Origin of the sequence: Pseudomonas sp. TH21, from assembly GCF_016651025.1 — a bacterium.
In the GTDB taxonomy this organism is placed as follows: domain Bacteria; phylum Pseudomonadota; class Gammaproteobacteria; order Pseudomonadales; family Pseudomonadaceae; genus Aquipseudomonas; species Aquipseudomonas aylmerensis.
Genome location: NZ_JAEKEQ010000001.1, coordinates 949534 through 965743, shown reverse-complemented (window position 1 = coordinate 965743; position 16210 = coordinate 949534). Strand labels below are relative to the sequence as shown.

12 protein-coding genes and 1 pseudogene are annotated in these 16210 nt (G+C 62.1%); 6 read left to right on the top strand and 7 right to left on the bottom strand.

Translation table 11 applies throughout. The annotated features are described in order from the left end of the window. Positions 1–216 precede the first annotated feature (216 nt). The 3 genes and pseudogenes from JFU04_RS30535 to JFU04_RS04235 form a co-directional block, all read right to left on the bottom strand. Positions 217–498: pseudogene (locus JFU04_RS30535) on the bottom strand (PAS domain-containing protein); the annotation flags it as partial. A 107-nt stretch (positions 499–605) separates the two neighbouring features. Further along, positions 606–1376 (bottom strand): transporter substrate-binding domain-containing protein, encoded by a 771-nt coding sequence (locus JFU04_RS04240; protein ID WP_120447649.1) that lies wholly within the window; start codon positions 1374–1376, stop codon positions 606–608. Between the two features lie 170 nt (positions 1377–1546). Beyond that, entirely contained in the window at positions 1547–1780 is a 234-nt protein-coding gene (locus tag JFU04_RS04235; RefSeq protein WP_201143552.1) for a hypothetical protein, read from the bottom strand. 214 nt (positions 1781–1994) lie between these two features. Here JFU04_RS04235 and JFU04_RS04230 point away from each other — a divergent pair, with 214 nt between their 5' ends. The 6 genes from JFU04_RS04230 to JFU04_RS04205 all read left to right on the top strand — a co-directional run bounded on the left by JFU04_RS04230 (position 1995) and on the right by JFU04_RS04205 (position 11586). Further along, complete coding sequence (locus JFU04_RS04230) at positions 1995–3161, top strand: efflux RND transporter periplasmic adaptor subunit (protein WP_201143551.1); 1167 nt, start codon at positions 1995–1997, stop codon at positions 3159–3161. Then, complete coding sequence (locus JFU04_RS04225) at positions 3158–6253, top strand: multidrug efflux RND transporter permease subunit (protein ID WP_120447647.1); 3096 nt, start codon at positions 3158–3160, stop codon at positions 6251–6253. Before JFU04_RS04230 ends, JFU04_RS04225 begins: the two co-directional genes overlap by 4 nt. A 31-nt stretch (positions 6254–6284) precedes the next feature. Then, entirely contained in the window at positions 6285–6962 is a 678-nt protein-coding gene (locus JFU04_RS04220; protein ID WP_065900845.1) for a heavy metal response regulator transcription factor, read from the top strand. Beyond that, entirely contained in the window at positions 6952–8316 is a 1365-nt protein-coding gene (locus JFU04_RS04215) for a heavy metal sensor histidine kinase (RefSeq protein ID WP_201143550.1), read from the top strand. The genes JFU04_RS04220 and JFU04_RS04215 overlap by 11 nt, the downstream gene beginning before the upstream one ends. Before the next feature lie 269 nt (positions 8317–8585). Continuing rightward, a complete protein-coding gene (locus JFU04_RS04210) occupies positions 8586–9908 on the top strand; it encodes an OprD family porin (protein ID WP_065900840.1) in 1323 nt (440 codons plus the stop codon). Between the two features lie 187 nt (positions 9909–10095). After that, entirely contained in the window at positions 10096–11586 is a 1491-nt protein-coding gene (locus JFU04_RS04205; RefSeq protein WP_201143549.1) for a diguanylate cyclase, read from the top strand. A gap of 117 nt (positions 11587–11703) precedes the next feature. Here the strand turns inward: JFU04_RS04205 and lpxC are convergent, their stop codons facing one another. The 4 genes from lpxC to JFU04_RS04185 all read right to left on the bottom strand — a co-directional run bounded on the left by lpxC (position 11704) and on the right by JFU04_RS04185 (position 16207). Continuing rightward, on the bottom strand, positions 11704–12615 hold the full coding sequence (lpxC, locus tag JFU04_RS04200) for a UDP-3-O-acyl-N-acetylglucosamine deacetylase (RefSeq protein WP_065900836.1): 912 nt from the start codon (positions 12613–12615) through the stop codon (positions 11704–11706). A 112-nt stretch (positions 12616–12727) separates the two neighbouring features. Next, a complete protein-coding gene (ftsZ, locus tag JFU04_RS04195) occupies positions 12728–13924 on the bottom strand; it encodes a cell division protein FtsZ (protein ID WP_065900833.1) in 1197 nt (398 codons plus the stop codon). Positions 13925–14059: 135 nt separating this feature from the next. Further along, positions 14060–15322, bottom strand: a complete 1263-nt coding sequence (ftsA, locus tag JFU04_RS04190; protein ID WP_025855584.1) for a cell division protein FtsA — start codon at positions 15320–15322, stop codon at positions 14060–14062. 15 nt (positions 15323–15337) lie between these two features. After that, entirely contained in the window at positions 15338–16207 is an 870-nt protein-coding gene (locus JFU04_RS04185) for a cell division protein FtsQ/DivIB (protein WP_003171882.1), read from the bottom strand. Positions 16208–16210 lie beyond the last annotated feature (3 nt).

The following is a 16210-nucleotide window of genomic DNA, read 5'->3' as shown; positions in this document are numbered from 1 at the left end:
TACGCCGAGCACCCACGCCACCGCGCAGCTGGCAGCCGCCCAGCCCGACAGCTTCAGTTGGAGACCAACCGCCGGCCACGCGCGCGCCTTGCCCGCCCGCAGTCGCGCATACGCCCGTTCTGCCGCCGCCACCCTGGACGCATCCGGCTTGGTGCGCACCGATTGGTACTCCACCGTCGCCCCGTCGCGGGTCACCGGCGTGGCATACGCGCTGACCCAATAATGGTCGCCATTCTTGCAGCGGTTTTTCACCATGCCCATCCACGACCGGCCGCGTTTCAAGGTCTGCCACATATGGGCAAAGGCCTCGGACGGCATGTCAGGATGGCGCAGGACGTTATGGGCCATCCCCAGCAACTCGTCACGGTGGTAGCCGCTGATGTCGATGAAATCCTGGTTGGCGTAGGTAATCGCGCTGGTCAGGTCAGTGGTCGAGAGGATGTTGGCGTCGGGGGCAAAGTCCACATTCCGACCGGTGACCGGCAGATTGATCTTCATGGAGAAGCGCGCTCGTGATTATTGGAGGAGTCGGCAGGGCGTCGACTCTAAGCGCACCCATGGGGCAAATACTGATCCAGCTCATGTTCTGCGCAATTAATTAGCCATCACGGAGTTTCCAGGCGGTAGGGCGCGAGGATTCGCCGGTACTCACCGTTTTGCATCAACTCTTCGAGGGCGCGATTGAGGTCATTGAGCAACGCCGTATCGGTCTTGCGCACCGCAATCGCCACGCCATCGCCCAACAGCGCGGCCGAGACAGGCGGGCCGAGGAAGTCGAAGTCCTGGCCATCATCGGTGTCGAGCAGGGCCTGGCGGATTTCCACGGTGCCCTGCAGGGTCGCATCGATATCACCGGCCACCAGGCTGCGCACCAGTTCATCATTGAGCCAGAAGCTCTTGATGATCACGCCCCTGGGCGCCCACTTCGAGCGCACAAAGGCTTCACGATTGCTGCCGAGCAAAACGCCGACGCGCTTGCCCTTGAGCGACTTGACGTGCGGCAGCAGGCCAGAGGTCCGGCGGGCGACCAGCCGTGTCGTGAAGGGATAAAGGGTGTCGGTGAAGCCCGCCCGACGGCGGCGCAGCGACGTCGGTGCCATGCCCATGATTGCATCGAATTGCCGGGCCTCAAGGGCAGGAAAGTCTTCGACGACCACCTGGTCGACCCAGGTACAGCGCACATTCAGTTGCTGGCAGAGGGCATTGCCCAGGTCGATATTCAGGCCGACCAACTGACCTTGCGCATCACGGCTCTGGAAGGGGGGGAATTGCGCGGCAACCGCGAAGCGGATTTCCTGCCGAGGGGGATCATCAGCGGCGACGGCTTCAGCCGCGCACAACAGGACAAGCATTACACATATGTGTATCAGGGCCACGGGAAGCGTCCTTTTCCGGAAAGACCAGCCTCGACACACTCCGTCCCGGGAAATAACGACGGGGCGGAGCAGAGGCTGTGGAAGCTTTCAAGAAATGGTTGCTGCCCCACAAGCAGAAACATCCGCGAAAGCTGTAGGCAGCTTCCGCCAAATGTTGCAGCTAGTTAATCTTAACGTTTACCCATGGAGCGACGCGTTCCCGGCGGGGCCATGCCTGGGGACTTGGTGTGGCCGTTCTTGGCGCCGTTCTTGTACCAGGGCTGGGCGGCTTGCTTGGCCCCGGCCAGTTCACCCGGCTTGAACGGAAACTTGAACGCCGGGATCTCGGCTTTTTCAACGCCTTCGGCGCTGGCCGGATCGACCAGGTCGGTCGCTTCAACAGTGGGTTGTGTCGGGGAAGTCATGGAAGCTCCGGAACGTGCAAAAAATGACGCGAGGCCTGCTTGCGGGCCTCGCTGGCGCGCAGTATACCTGCCCGCCTCGGATCTTTAACCACCGCCTGTACGAATGGTCTGCGCTTACTGACAGCGCTGTCAGTTAGCAGTCACCTTGCTGACCGGGTTCGCAGGCTATAAAGGCCCTTAGTCTCCCACTCCTTTGCCCTGGCGCCTCACCTCCATGCAAATACAACGAAAAACCGCCCTGATCGTGGGTGTCCTCGTAGTGCTGGCCGTTGCCGCCTGGGCCCTGACGCGCCCGGCCAAGACCAGACTGGCAGCGCCGACTGCGATTCCGGTGCGGGTGGTGAGCGTGGTGCAGCAGGATATTCCTCGGTTTGTCAGCGGGATTGGCTCGGTGTTGTCGTTGCACAGTGTGGTGATCCGCCCGCAAGTGGACGGCATTCTCACCAAATTGCTGGTGAAGGAAGGCCAACTGGTCAAGGCCGGGGACTTGCTTGCGACCATCGATGACCGCTCGATCCGCGCCAGCCTGGAGCAAGCCAAGGCACAGCTGGGCGAGAGCCAGGCGCAGTTGCAAGTGGCGCAGGTCAACCTCAAGCGCTACAAGGAGTTGAGCGTCGACGACGGCGTCTCCAAGCAGACCTATGATCAGCAGCAAGCACTGGTCAACCAGCTCAAGGCCACCGCCCAAGGCAACCAGGCCGCCATCGATTCGGCCCAGGTACAGCTTTCCTACACCCAGATTCGCTCGCCGGTCACTGGCCGCGTGGGTATTCGTACCGTGGACGAAGGCAACTTCCTGCGCATGAGCGATACCCAGGGCCTGTTCACAGTGACCCAGATCGACCCGATTGCCGTCGAGTTCTCCCTGCCGCAACAAATGCTGCCGACCCTGCAAGGCTTGATCGCGGCACCGACCAGGGCCAGCGTCGACGCCTACATGGGCGCCGACACCGACGGCCAGACCGGCGACCTGCTGGGTGAAGGCCACTTGAGCCTGATCGACAACCAGATCAGCTCGACCACCGGCACCCTGCGTGCCAAGGCCGAGTTCAACAACGCCTCGCAGCGCCTGTGGCCGGGGCAACTGGTCACGATCAAGATCCAGACCGCCCTCGACAAAAACGCCCTGGTGGTACCGCCGACGGTGGTGCAACGCGGCCTGGATTCGCACTTCGTGTACCGGATCAACGGGGACAAGGTCGACGTGGTGCCGGTGCAGGTGACGTACCAGAACAGCGACGTGAACATCATCAAGGGGGTGCAGGCCGGCGATGTACTGGTCAGTGACGGCCAGTCGCGGCTCAAGGCCGGCGCCCAGGTGGAGGTGCTCAAGGAGCCACCGCAAGTGATCCAGACCGTCGACGCCAAGGTGCAGCCATGAGTGGCAGCCGTTCGCCGTCGGCCTGGTGCGTCGACCACCCGGTCGCCACCCTGCTGCTGACCTTCGCCCTGGTGCTGCTCGGGATGATTGCCTTCCCGCGCCTGGCCATCGCCCCACTGCCGGAAGCGGAATTTCCGACGATCCAGGTGACCGCCACCCTGCCCGGCGCCAGCCCGGACACCATGGCTTCATCCGTGGCCACGCCCCTGGAGGTGCAATTCAGTGCCATCCCCGGCATGACCCAGATGACCTCCAGCAGCGCCTTGGGCTCAAGCCTGCTGACCCTGCAATTCACCCTGAACAAGAGCATCGACACGGCTGCACAGGAAGTCCAGGCGGCGATCAACACCGCGTCCGGCAAGTTGCCCAGCGACATGCCGAGCCTGCCGACCTGGAAAAAGGTCAACCCGGCGGACAGCCCGGTGCTGATCCTCAGCGTCAGCTCCAACAGCATGCCCAGCACCGAGCTGAGTGACTACGTGGAAACCCTGCTGGCCCGGCAGATCAGCCAGATCGATGGCGTCGGCCAGATCAACATCACCGGCCAGCAACGCCCGGCGATTCGTGTACAGGCCTCCCCCGACAAACTAGCGGCCATCGGCCTGACCCTGGCCGATATCCGCCTGGCCATCCAGCAATCGAGCCTCAACCTGGCCAAGGGTGCGATCTACGGCGAGAACAGCGTGTCGACCCTGTCGACCAATGACCAGTTGTTCCACCCCAATGACTACGCGCAATTGATCGTGTCCTACAAGGACGGTGCACCGGTTCAGTTGCGTGATATCGCCAAAGTCATCAACGGTTCGGAAAACGCCTACGTGCAGGCCTGGTCCGGCGATACCCCCGGCGTCAACCTGGTGATTTCGCGCCAACCCGGCGCCAACATTGTCGAGACGGTGGACCGCATCCAGTCCGAACTGCCGCGCCTGCAAGCCATGCTGCCGGCGTCGGTGCAGGTCAGCGTGCTGACCGACCGCACCAAGACCATCCGCGCGTCCCTGCATGAAGTCGAAGTGACCCTGCTGATTGCCATCCTGCTGGTGGTGGCGGTGATGGCGCTGTTCCTGCGCCAGTTGTCGGCGACGCTGATTGTGTCCAGCGTGCTCGGCGTGTCGCTGGTCGCCAGTTTTGCGTTGATGTACCTGATGGGCTTCAGCCTGAACAACCTGACCCTGGTGGCGATCGTGATCGCCGTGGGGTTTGTGGTGGACGATGCGATCGTGGTGGTGGAAAACATTCACCGCCACCTCGAAGCGGGGCTCGACAAGCGCGAGGCGGCGATCAAGGGCGCCGGCGAGATCGGCTTCACCGTGGTCTCCATCAGTTTCTCGCTGGTGGCCGCATTTATTCCGCTGCTGTTCATGGGCGGCGTGGTCGGGCGGCTGTTCAAGGAGTTCGCGCTGACGGCTACCTCGACCATCCTGATTTCGGTGGTGGTGTCGCTGACCCTGGCACCGACCCTGGCCGCGCTGTTCATGCGCGCGCCCACCCATCATGCCCACGACAAACCCGGTTTCAGCGAACGCCTGCTCGCGGGCTATGCGCGCAACCTGCGCCGGGCCCTCGCGCACCAGCGCACCATGGCGGCGATTTTCATCGTGACCCTGGCGCTCGCCGTGGTCGGCTACGTGTTTATCCCCAAGGGTTTCTTCCCGGTACAAGACACCGGTTTTGTGCTCGGCACCAGCGAGGCGGCGGCGGACGTGTCGTACCCGGACATGGTCGCCAAGCACAAGGCCCTGGCCGAGATCGTCAAGGACGATCCGGCAGTGGAAGCGTTCTCCCATTCGGTGGGTGTGACCGGCAGCAACCAGACCATCGCCAACGGCCGCTTCTGGATTGCCCTGAAAGACCGCGGCGACCGCGATGTCTCCGCCAGCCAGTTCATCGACCGCATCCGACCGAAACTGGCCAAGGTGCCGGGCATCGTGCTGTACCTGCGCGCCGGCCAGGACATCAACCTCAGTTCCGGCCCCAGCCGCGCCCAGTACCAGTACGTGCTCAAGAGCAACGACGGCCCGACGCTCAACACCTGGACCCAGCGCCTGACGGAGAAACTGCGCGCCAACCCGGCCTTTCGTGACCTCTCCAACGACCTGCAACTGGGCGGCAGCATTACCCACATCAGCATCGACCGTCAGGCCGCCGCACGTTTCGGCCTGACCGCCACCGACGTCGACCAGGCGCTGTATGACGCGTTCGGCCAGCGCCAGATCAACGAATTCCAGACCGAGATCAACCAGTACCAGGTGGTGCTGGAACTCGACACCAAGCAACGCGGCAAGGCCGAGAGCCTGAATTATTTCTACCTGCGCTCACCGCTGACCAACGAGATGGTGCCGCTGTCGGCACTGGCCAAGGTCGACCCGCCGACCGTCGGGCCGTTGTCCATCAGCCATGACGGCATGTTCCCGGCCGCCAACCTGTCGTTCAACCTCGCGCCCGGCGTGGCGTTGGGCGATGCGGTGATCATGCTCAACCAGGCGAAGAATGAAATCGGCATGCCGACCACCATCATCGGCAACTTCCAGGGCGCGGCGCAGGCGTTCCAGAGTTCGCTGGCCAGCCAGCCGTGGCTGATCCTCGCGGCGCTGGTGGCGGTCTACATCATCCTCGGCGTGCTGTATGAAAGTTTTGTCCACCCGCTGACGATCATTTCCACCCTGCCCTCGGCAGGCCTGGGTGCGCTGATCATGCTGTCGCTGATGGGCCAGGACTTTTCGATCATGGCGCTGATCGGCCTGGTGCTGCTGATCGGGATCGTGAAGAAAAACGGCATCCTGATGATCGACTTTGCCCTGGAGGCCCAGCGCGTCAGGGGCCTGTCGCCGGAGGATGCGATCTACGAAGCCTGTGTCACGCGGTTCCGGCCGATCATCATGACCACCCTCGCCGCCCTGCTCGGCGCAGTGCCGTTGATGCTCGGCGCCGGCCCAGGCGCGGAAATGCGCCAGCCGCTGGGCATTGCGGTGGTCGGCGGACTGCTGGTGAGCCAGGCGCTGACGTTGTTCACTACACCGGTCATATACTTGTACCTCGAGAAGTTTTTCCACCGGCCCAAACCAACGCCTGCGTTGGCGACCACACAATGAGGCTGAGGCCCCGCCCTGGAGCAAAAGGCTCATGCGCGTCCTGATTATTGAAGACGAAGAAAAAACCGCGGACTACCTGCACCGCGGCCTGACAGAACAAGGCTACACCGTCGATGTCGCCCGCGAAGGCGTCGAGGGGTTGCACCTGGCGCTGGAGAACGACTACGCGGTGATCGTGCTCGACGTGATGCTGCCCGGCCTCGATGGCTTTGGCGTGCTGCGTGCCTTGCGGGCACGCAAGCAGACCCCGGTGATCATGCTCACCGCCCGTGAGCGCGTGGAAGACCGCATTCGCGGCCTGCGCGAAGGGGCCGATGATTACCTCGGCAAGCCGTTCTCGTTCCTCGAACTGGTGGCGCGCCTGCAGGCGTTGACCCGCCGCAGCGGCGGCCACGAACCGGTGCAGGTCACGGTCGCCGACCTGTGGATCGACTTAATCAGCCGCAAGGCCAGCCGCAACGGCCTGCGCCTGGACCTGACCGCCAAGGAGTTCTCGCTGCTCAGCGTACTCGCGCGGCGCCAGGGTGAAATCCTGTCCAAGACCGCCATCGCGGAGATGGTCTGGGACATCAATTTCGACAGCGACGCCAACGTGGTCGAAGTCGCGATCAAGCGCCTGCGCGCCAAGCTCGATGGGCCGTTCGACACCAAACTGCTGCACACCATTCGCGGCATGGGTTATGTGCTGGAGAACCGCAGTGTCGGCTAACTCCATCGCCCTGCGCCTGAGCGGCATGTTCACCCTGGTGGCGCTGCTGATCTTCCTGTTGATCGGCGGCGCGTTGTACCAGCAGGTCGACCGCGGCCTGGGCTTGTTGCCGGGGGCGGAGTTGGACGCGCGCTACAGCGTGCTCGAATCCTCGGTGAACCGCTTTGGCACGCCGGACCACTGGGTGAAGATCCAGGCCAAGCTCAAGCTGTTGGGCGAGGAAGACAAGCGCATCCGCTTCTGGGTGGTCAGCAGCAACCCGGCCTATGAATACGGCAACCCCGACGCGCAGATTCGCGCCTTTGCCGCCGGGCCAACGGGCAAGCGCGACCTGCGCCTGCCGGGGCGTGAATACCCGTTCAAGGTGTTGGTCAGCCAATTTGCGGCCAAGGACCAGCGCCCGCCGCTGCGCTTCATGATCGCCATTGATACCGAGAACTTTCGGGCTACCCAGCACCAGTTGCTGATGGCCCTGATCGGCCTGGCATTCGTCGGGGTGGTGATGGCCTCGCTGCTGGGCTTCTGGGTCTCGCGTATCGGCCTCAAGCCGCTGATCACCCTGTCGGATGAGGCGCAGAAACTCGCGCCGCCGAAACTTTCCGGGCGCCTGCAGCTGTCGCCGCTGCCGCCGGAACTGAGCCAGTTCGTCAACTCGTTCAACTCCACCCTCGACCGAGTGGAGCAGGCCTATTCACGCCTGGAGTCGTTCAACGCCGACGTGGCCCACGAACTGCGCTCACCGCTGACCAACCTGATCGGCCAGACCCAGGTCGCCCTGACGCGCGGGCGTTCGGCCGAGCATTATTTCGAAGTGCTGCAATCCAACCTCGAAGAACTCGAGCGCCTGCGTTCGATCATCAACGACATGCTGTTCCTCGCCAGCGCCGACCAGGGCAGCAAGGCCACCAAGCTGATCGAAAGCTCCCTGGCCGACGAAGTGGCGACCACCCTCGACTACCTGGACTTCATCCTCGAAGACGCCCAGGTCCAGGTGCGCGTGCGCGGCGACGCCCTGGTGCAGATCGAAAAAGCCCACCTGCGCCGCGCGCTGATCAACCTGCTGAGCAATGCGGTGCAACACACGGCGCCGGGGCAAGTTATCGAGGTGAGCATCGAGGTGCAGGGGCATCAGGTGGCGATCGGGGTGACCAACCCTGGCGATGAGATTGCCAGCGAACACCTGCCCCGGCTGTTCGAACGCTTTTATCGGGTGGATGCGTCACGCAGCAACAGTGGGGCGAATCATGGGTTGGGGTTGGCCATCGTCAAGGCCATCGCATTGATGCACGGCGGCGATGTGTTTGTGCGCAGTGCCGGCGGCGGCAATACCTTTGGCATTACCCTGCCCGTCTGACGGCCGAACTGTTGCGATTTGGGCAACAGTCATTATCTTGTTACACTCTGTATCCCACCGCTCACCTGCGTTAATTTGACGCATCGATGAGCGCGACGGCATAGACAGCTGACCCGCTTACCCGAATTTCCCTCGACTTATTTCCAGGGCTCTACACTGGGAATCTGTCTTAAAGCCGCTGACTTCAGCGGCTTTTTTTTGCGGTAAAAAAAGGCCAGGCACACCCCCACGACATTGGCCGTTTTCGATTGATCAAAGGAGCTCCATCGGTGAAGAACTCGCTGACGTTCACCCCGTTATTCCTCGCGATTGCAGCAACGATCGTCCCCCTTGCCCACGCGGCAGACACCACCCCCACCGACGGTTTCGTCGAAGGCTCGCACCTCAACATCAACACCCGCAACTACTACATGAACCGCGACCGTCGCGATATCCACACCGATGACAGCAAGGAATGGGGCCAGGGTTTTATCGGCACCTTCGAATCCGGCTACACCCAGGGCACCGTTGGCTTCGGCCTGGACGCCCACGCCATGCTCGGCCTCAAGCTCGACGGCGGAGGCGGCACTGATGGCTCCAGCATCCTTCCGTACGGCAGTGGCAACGGCAAGGCGCCGGGCTCGTTCTCCACCGCAGGTGGCACCCTGAAAATGCGCGCCTTCGACACCGAGTTGAAGGCCGGCGACCTGTTCCTGAACAACCCGGTGATCGCCGGCGGCATGACCCGCATGCTGCCGCAGACCTTCCGTGGCGTGAGCCTGACCAACCACAGCGTCGACGGCTGGATGTTCGAGGGCGGCCAGGCCAGCTTTACCAAGCTCTACAACCAGAGCGGCCACCGGCGCATTGGCACCAGCTATGGTGCGCTGCCTAACAACACGGACAGCCAGCACATGAATTGGGCCGGTGTGTCGTTCAGCGGCATCGACGGGCTGACCAGCAACCTCTACGCCTCCGAACTCAAGGACGTGTGGCACCAGTACTACTACGACCTCGACTACACCTATGTGGTCAACGAAATGGTCAGCCTCAACCCCGGCCTGCATTACTACCACACCCAGGACACCGGGCAGGCGCTGCTAGGCAACATCGACAACAACACCTACAGCCTGCACTTCACCGTCGACGTCGGCCATCACAGCGTCACTGCCGCGTACCAGCGGGTCAACGGCAATACTCCGTTCGACTACATTGCCCAGGGCGACAGCGTGTACCTGGACAACTCCCAGCAATACTCCGACTTCAATGGCCCCAATGAGCGCTCGTGGAAACTCAAGTACGCCTATAACTTCGGCGGCCTGGGCCTGCCCGGCCTGACCTCGGCCGTGTCCTACATCAGCGGCAAGACCGACCTCACCACAGTCGACCCGCAAAGCCGTGGCTACAGCGCCTGGTACAGCGCCGACGGCAAGGACGCCAAGCACTGGGAACGCGATATCGACCTCAAATACGTCGTGCAGGGCGGCAAGGCCAAAGACCTGGCGGTGCGCCTGCAGTGGGCGGTCAATCGCGGCAGCAACGGCTATTCGGCGGTGGACCGCGATGTGGATGAATACCGCGTGATCATCGACTACCCGATCAACGTGTTCTGACACGCACCCTGTCGCCCAGGCAGAACCAGGATGGGCGCGGATTCGCTCGCGAATGCGGTGGAGCAGCCAACCCAGCCGTTACTGTCGCATCGCATTGGCGAGCAAGTCCCCTCGCACCGTTTTGCCGGGCGCCATATTCCAGAGTTGCTACTACGCTATTGGCATCCTCGAAGCAGAAGTACGCCCGATGAGCCCAAGCCTCGCCCGCCCTACCCGCCGCCCGGAACGCTTGCTGATACTGGGCAGCACCCTCACGGTCCTGATGATCGTCGCGGTGGTGACCGCGTTATTGATTCGTGAACACGCCAATACCTTGCAGAGCGCCAAACGCACGGCCAACAACATCACACAGCTGATCGACGCCGATGTGTTGCGCAACGTCGAACTCTACGACATGTCCATCAAGGGCCTGATCACCGCCACTGAACGCAATGACTTGCTGGACGTTTCCGCGAGCATCCGGCACCTGGTGCTGTTCGACCGCTCCGCCGCCGCACCCTACAAGGGCGATATCCTGCTGCTCGACCCCGAGGGCGAGGTGCTTGCCGACTCCTCGTTGCTGACCCCCAAGACCGGCAACTTCGCCGATCGTGACTATTTCCAGGTACACCGCAACAACCCGGATGTGGGCCTGTATATCAGCCGTCCGTTCCTGGCCCGCTGCGTGTGCGACGACCAGTGGCGCATTGCATTCAGTCGGCGCGTTTCGTCGGCAGACGGGCGCTTCCTCGGCGTAGCAGTGGCCTCCATGCGCCTGTCGTACTTTCACCAACTGTTCAGCAGCCTGAATATCGGCAGTGACAGCACCATCAACCTGATCAATCACCAGGGCATCCTGCTGGCGCAGGAACCCATGCTGGAACTGGATATGGTGGGCAAGGACCTGAGCCAACGCCCGAACGTGGCGCGCATGCTGCGCGAGCGCGATGGCAGTTTCAGCAGCATCTCCAGCGTCGATAACCAGCCGCGGCTGTACAGTTTTTCGACTGTGGGCAACTTGCCGCTGATCGTCGTGGTGGCGCTGTCCAGTGATGAGATTTTCGCTCCCTGGCGCCGCGCGGCCTGGCTGGTCAGCATCGCGACGGGCATTCTGTGCATGGGCCTGCTGTGGCTGACCTGGATGCTCTGCAGTGAACTGCGCCGCCGCCATCACGCCGAGCAGGTGCTGTCAGAACTTGCAGCCACCGACCCGCTCACCGGCCTGGCCAACCGTCGCATTCTCGACCAGCGCCTGCGCCTGGAGTGGGATCGCGCCCAACGCTCGACGGAGCCGTTGACGCTGCTGATGATTGATGTGGACCACTTCAAGGCCTTCAATGACCGCCATGGCCATCACGGCGGCGACGCGGCATTGCGCACGGTCGCCCAGGTGATCGGCGACAACATCCGCCGCCCGGCCGACCTTGCCGCGCGGTATGGCGGCGAAGAGTTCGCGGTAATCCTGCCCCATACCGATGCCAAGGGCGCCTGGGTCATCGCCGAGCATATCCGCAGCAGCGTCGAACATTTGCCCCGGGTGAACGGTGCCGACCGGCCGATTACGGTGAGCATCGGCATGAGCACCTGGGACAAACGCAGCCGTATGACTCTTGAGGCGTTGCTGCTCAAGGCTGACCAGGCGTTGTATGAGGCCAAGCACAGCGGGCGCAACCGGATCGTGGATGCGGGACAGATCTAGGGTGGGAGCAGGTTTGCTGGGATGAGGGCGCTTGCTTACTCCCACTGCAAACCCATCAAGCATAAAAAAAGGCCACCCGAAGGCAGCCTTTCAAAACTAAAGAAAGAGAGTTGTTACTTACACCGCCGCGACGGGACGCATGTAAGAGATCGGTGCGGTGCTGGCATCTTCGAAGGTCACGACTTCCCAAGCGTCTGTCTGCTCAATCAACTTGCGCAGCAGCTGGTTGTTAAGGGCGTGGCCCGACTTGAAGCCTTTGAACTCGCCTATCAGGCTATTGCCCAGCAGGTAGAGGTCACCGATTGCATCGAGGATCTTGTGCTTCACGAATTCGTCTTCATAGCGAAGGCCGTCTTCGTTCAGTACACCATCCGCGTCGACCACAATGGCGTTTTCAACGCTGCCGCCGAGTGCGAGGTTGTGCTTGCGCAGGTACTCGATGTCACTCATGAAACCAAAGGTACGGGCGCGGCTGACTTCTTTTACGAACGAAGTGCTGGAAAAATCCACGCTTGCACTTTGGGTGCGGTCACGGAATACCGGGTGATCGAAATCGATCTCAAAGCTCACTTTAAAGCCTTCGAACGGGACGAAGGTGGCGCGCTTGTCGCCGTCTTCTACTGTCACTTCCCGCAGAATGCGAATGAACTTCTTGGCTGCGTCCTGTTCTTCCAGGCCGGCAGATTGAATCAAGAATACGAAGGGTCCAGCGCTGCCATCCATGATCGGGACTTCGGACGCGGAGAGCTCGACGTAGGCGTTATCGATGCCCAGGCCAGCCATGGCCGAGAGCAAGTGCTCCACCGTGTCCACTTTGACGTCACCGTTGACCAATGTGGTCGACATAGTGGTTTCGCCAACGTTTTCCGCGCGAGCAGGAATCTGCACCGCAGGGTCCAGGTCGGCACGCACAAACACGATGCCGGTGTCGACAGGTGCAGGCTTGAGGGTCAGGTATACCTTCTCCCCGGAGTGCAGACCTACACCTGTGGCACGAATAATATTCTTCAGAGTGCGTTGTTTAATCATGGCTTGGACCGCTTCAGCGCAAATTGCGAACTGGTATCAACAAAGGCTGGCGATAATAGCAGACCAGACCTTTGCTGAACACCAATCACCTTCATAGCCCTGATACATTCCATTAATCGGCCTGACGACGCAGGAATGCCGGGATGTCCAGGTAGTCCAGATCATCTTGCGGATTCGGGCTACGAGACGCCGCAGCACCGGCCTGGGCCTGGTTGCGCATCACGGTCGGACGATCCAGGTCACGGTAGTTGACCGACGGCAGTTCCTGACGCGCAGGTGCTGGAGCGGCAGCTTGCTGGCTGGCCTGGCTGTTGTGAAGCGTGTTGTCGATGACCTTCACAGGCTTCTCGATTTTCGCGCCCAGACCGGTAGCAACCACGGTCACGTGCAGTTCGTCGCGCATGTCCGGATCGATCACGGTACCGACCTTGACCATCGCGTGCTCGGAAGCGAAGGCTTCGATGATGCTACCCACGTCGGAGTACTCACCCAGGGACAGGTCAGGACCGGCGGTGATGTTCACCAGGATGCCGCGTGCGCCTTGCAGGTTCACGTCTTCCAGCAACGGGTTGCGAATGGCCGCTTCGGTGGCCTCGCGTGCACGGTTCGGACCGCTGGCGCAGCCAGTGCCCATCATCGCCATGCCCATTTCGCTCATGACAGTACGTACGTCGGCAAAGTCGACGTTGATCATGCCTGGACGCTTGATGATGTCGGAAATACCGCGAACGGCACCGGCCAGTACATCGTCAGCCTTGGCGAACGCGGACAGCAGGCTTGCGTCCTTGCCCAGGATGGTCAGCAGCTTCTCGTTGGGGATGGTGATCAACGAGTCGACGCTTTCAGACAGCAGACGGATGCCTTCGTCGGCGATCTGCATGCGCTTGCGGCCTTCGAACGGGAACGGACGGGTCACGACGGCAACCGTCAGGATCCCCATTTCCTTGGCCACTTCAGCAATGATAGGTGCCGCACCGGTACCGGTACCGCCGCCCATGCCGGTGGTGATGAACACCATGTTGGTGCCTTGCAGCACTTCAGCGATACGCTCGCGGTCTTCGAGTGCGGCTTGACGGCCGACTTCCGGGTTGGCGCCAGCGCCGAGGCCCTTGGTCACGGCAGTGCCCAGTTGCAGGATGGTCCGCGCGCCGATGCTTTTCAGCGCCTGGGCATCAGTGTTGGCGCAGATGAACTCAACGCCTTCAATGTTGCTCTTGACCATATGGTTGACAGCGTTGCCGCCGCCACCGCCGACACCGATCACTTTGATGACCGGGCTTGCGGGGATGTTGTCTACGAGTTCGAACATGTTCCCTCTCCTTTCATTTCTCTAGTTTTTTCGCCTACGCCTACTGCTGCAGGAGTTCCAAGCTTCAAGCCATAAGCTGCAAGCTCGGAACGCCATACTCTTGAAGCTTGCGGCTTGGCGCTCGCCGCAGCTTCTTTAGAAGTTGCCCTTGACCCATGCCTGCAGACGCTCGAACAACGGCGCTTTCGCCTCGTCGTCACTGCGGTAGCTGTCACGGTTGCTCGGGCCCGACAGGGAAATGCCATCGGTCTGCTTCTGCAGCCCGTACAACAGCAAGCCCACGCCAGTCGAATAAATCGGGTTGCGCACCACGTCACCCAGGCCTTTCACGCCATGGGGAACGCCCAGGCGCACCGGCATGTGGAAGATTTCCTCGGCCAGTTCGACCGCGCCTTCCATCTTCGAGGTGCCACCGGTCAGCACAATGCCGGCCGGGATCAAATCTTCGTAGCCGCTGCGGCGCAGTTCAGCCTGGATCAGGGTGAACAGCTCGTCGTAGCGCGGCTCGACCACTTCGGCCAGGGCCTGGCGCGACAGTTCGCGCGGTGGACGGTCGCCAACGCTTGGCACCTTGATGGTCTCACCGGCACCGGCCAGCTTCGCCAGGGCGCAGGCGTAGCGGATCTTGATTTCTTCGGCGTACTGGGTCGGCGTACGCAGCGCCATGGCGATGTCGTTGGTGACCTGGTCGCCCGCAATCGGGATCACGGCGGTGTGACGGATCGCACCCTCGGTGAAGATCGCGATGTCGGTGGTGCCGCCGCCGATGTCCACCAGGCATACGCCCAGTTCTTTTTCGTCGTCGGTCAGTACCGAGTAGGCCGACGCCAGTTGCTCAAGAATGATGTCGTCGATTTCCAGGCCGCAGCGACGCACGCATTTTTCAATGTTCTGTGCGGCGTTGACGGCGCAGGTCACCACGTGGACCTTGGCTTCCAGGCGCACGCCCGACATGCCCAGGGGTTCGCGCACGCCTTCCTGGTTATCGATCACGTAGTCCTGCGGCAGGGTGTGCAGGACGCGCTGGTCAGCCGGGATCGCCACGGCCTGGGCAGCGTCGAGCACACGCTCGAGGTCAGCCGAGCTGACTTCGCGGTCGCGGATCGCCACGATGCCGTGGGAGTTCAGGCTGCGGATGTGATTGCCGGCTACGCCGACGAACGCCGAGTGGATCCGGCAACCGGCCATCAGCTGCGCTTCTTCAATCGCGCGCTGGATCGATTGCACGGTGGACTCAATGTTCACCACCACGCCCTTCTTCAGGCCCCGGGACGGATGCGTGCCAATACCGACGATTTCGATCGTGCCGTCTTCCCCGACCTCGCCCACCAGCGCCACCACCTTGGAGGTGCCGATATCGAGACCGACGATCATTTTGCCGCTTTGCACGTTTGCCATGGGTCCTGCCTCTTCTTAATTCTTCGCGACAGCGGGTTGCGCTGCCGTGGGCGCAGCCGGTTCACGCCAGCCGACGGCAAGGCCGTTGGCGTAACGCAGGTCGACGCTCGCAATGTTCGTAATCTGTTCTTTCAAGGTCTTGTCATAGATGGCAATGAAGCGGCGCATCTTTTCCACCAAGCGGTCGCGTCCCAGCAACAACTGGATGCCCGGGCCGGAACTGCCTGCCCCGGTGGTCAAAAACCAGCTGCCCCGCTCACGCAATTCCAGGCGTGCAATGGAGAAGCCCAGTGGCCGCAGCATCTGGCTCAGGGCCTGGTACTGCTGCATCACTTGCTGCTGCGCCCGCTGCGGCCCGAACAGCTGCGGCAGGTGCTCGTAGTTGGCCAGCTCACGCGGGGTGAACGCCTGGCCCTGGTTGTTCAACAGTGCCTCGTCGCCCCAGCGGGCCACCGGCAGTTGTTCTTCCAGGCGGATCGTCACCTGGTCCGGCCAGACACGGCGGACTTCGGCGTGGGCGATCCACGGCATCTGCTCCAGCTCCGAGCGCATACCGGCCAGGTCGATGGTGAAGAAGCTCGCCGCCAGGTACGGCCCGATACGCTGCTGCACCGCTTGCTGGCTGATGTAGCTCAAGTCGCCCTGCACACTGATCTTGGTGATGGGACGATCGGCATACGGCAATAGACGCTGCGCGCCCTCGTAAGTGCCAAAGCCCAGGACTACCAGCAGCACCGGCCAGAACAGCGCCTTGAGGAAACCAAAATTGGCTTTCGGCAGGCGCGCCGACATCGGCTCTTTAGCCACCATTCGGCTGGCACCCCGGGGCACCGGCTTGCGGCTCGGTGCTTGTGGGGGCTGATGACGAAGCGATGCGCCTTTCATGTC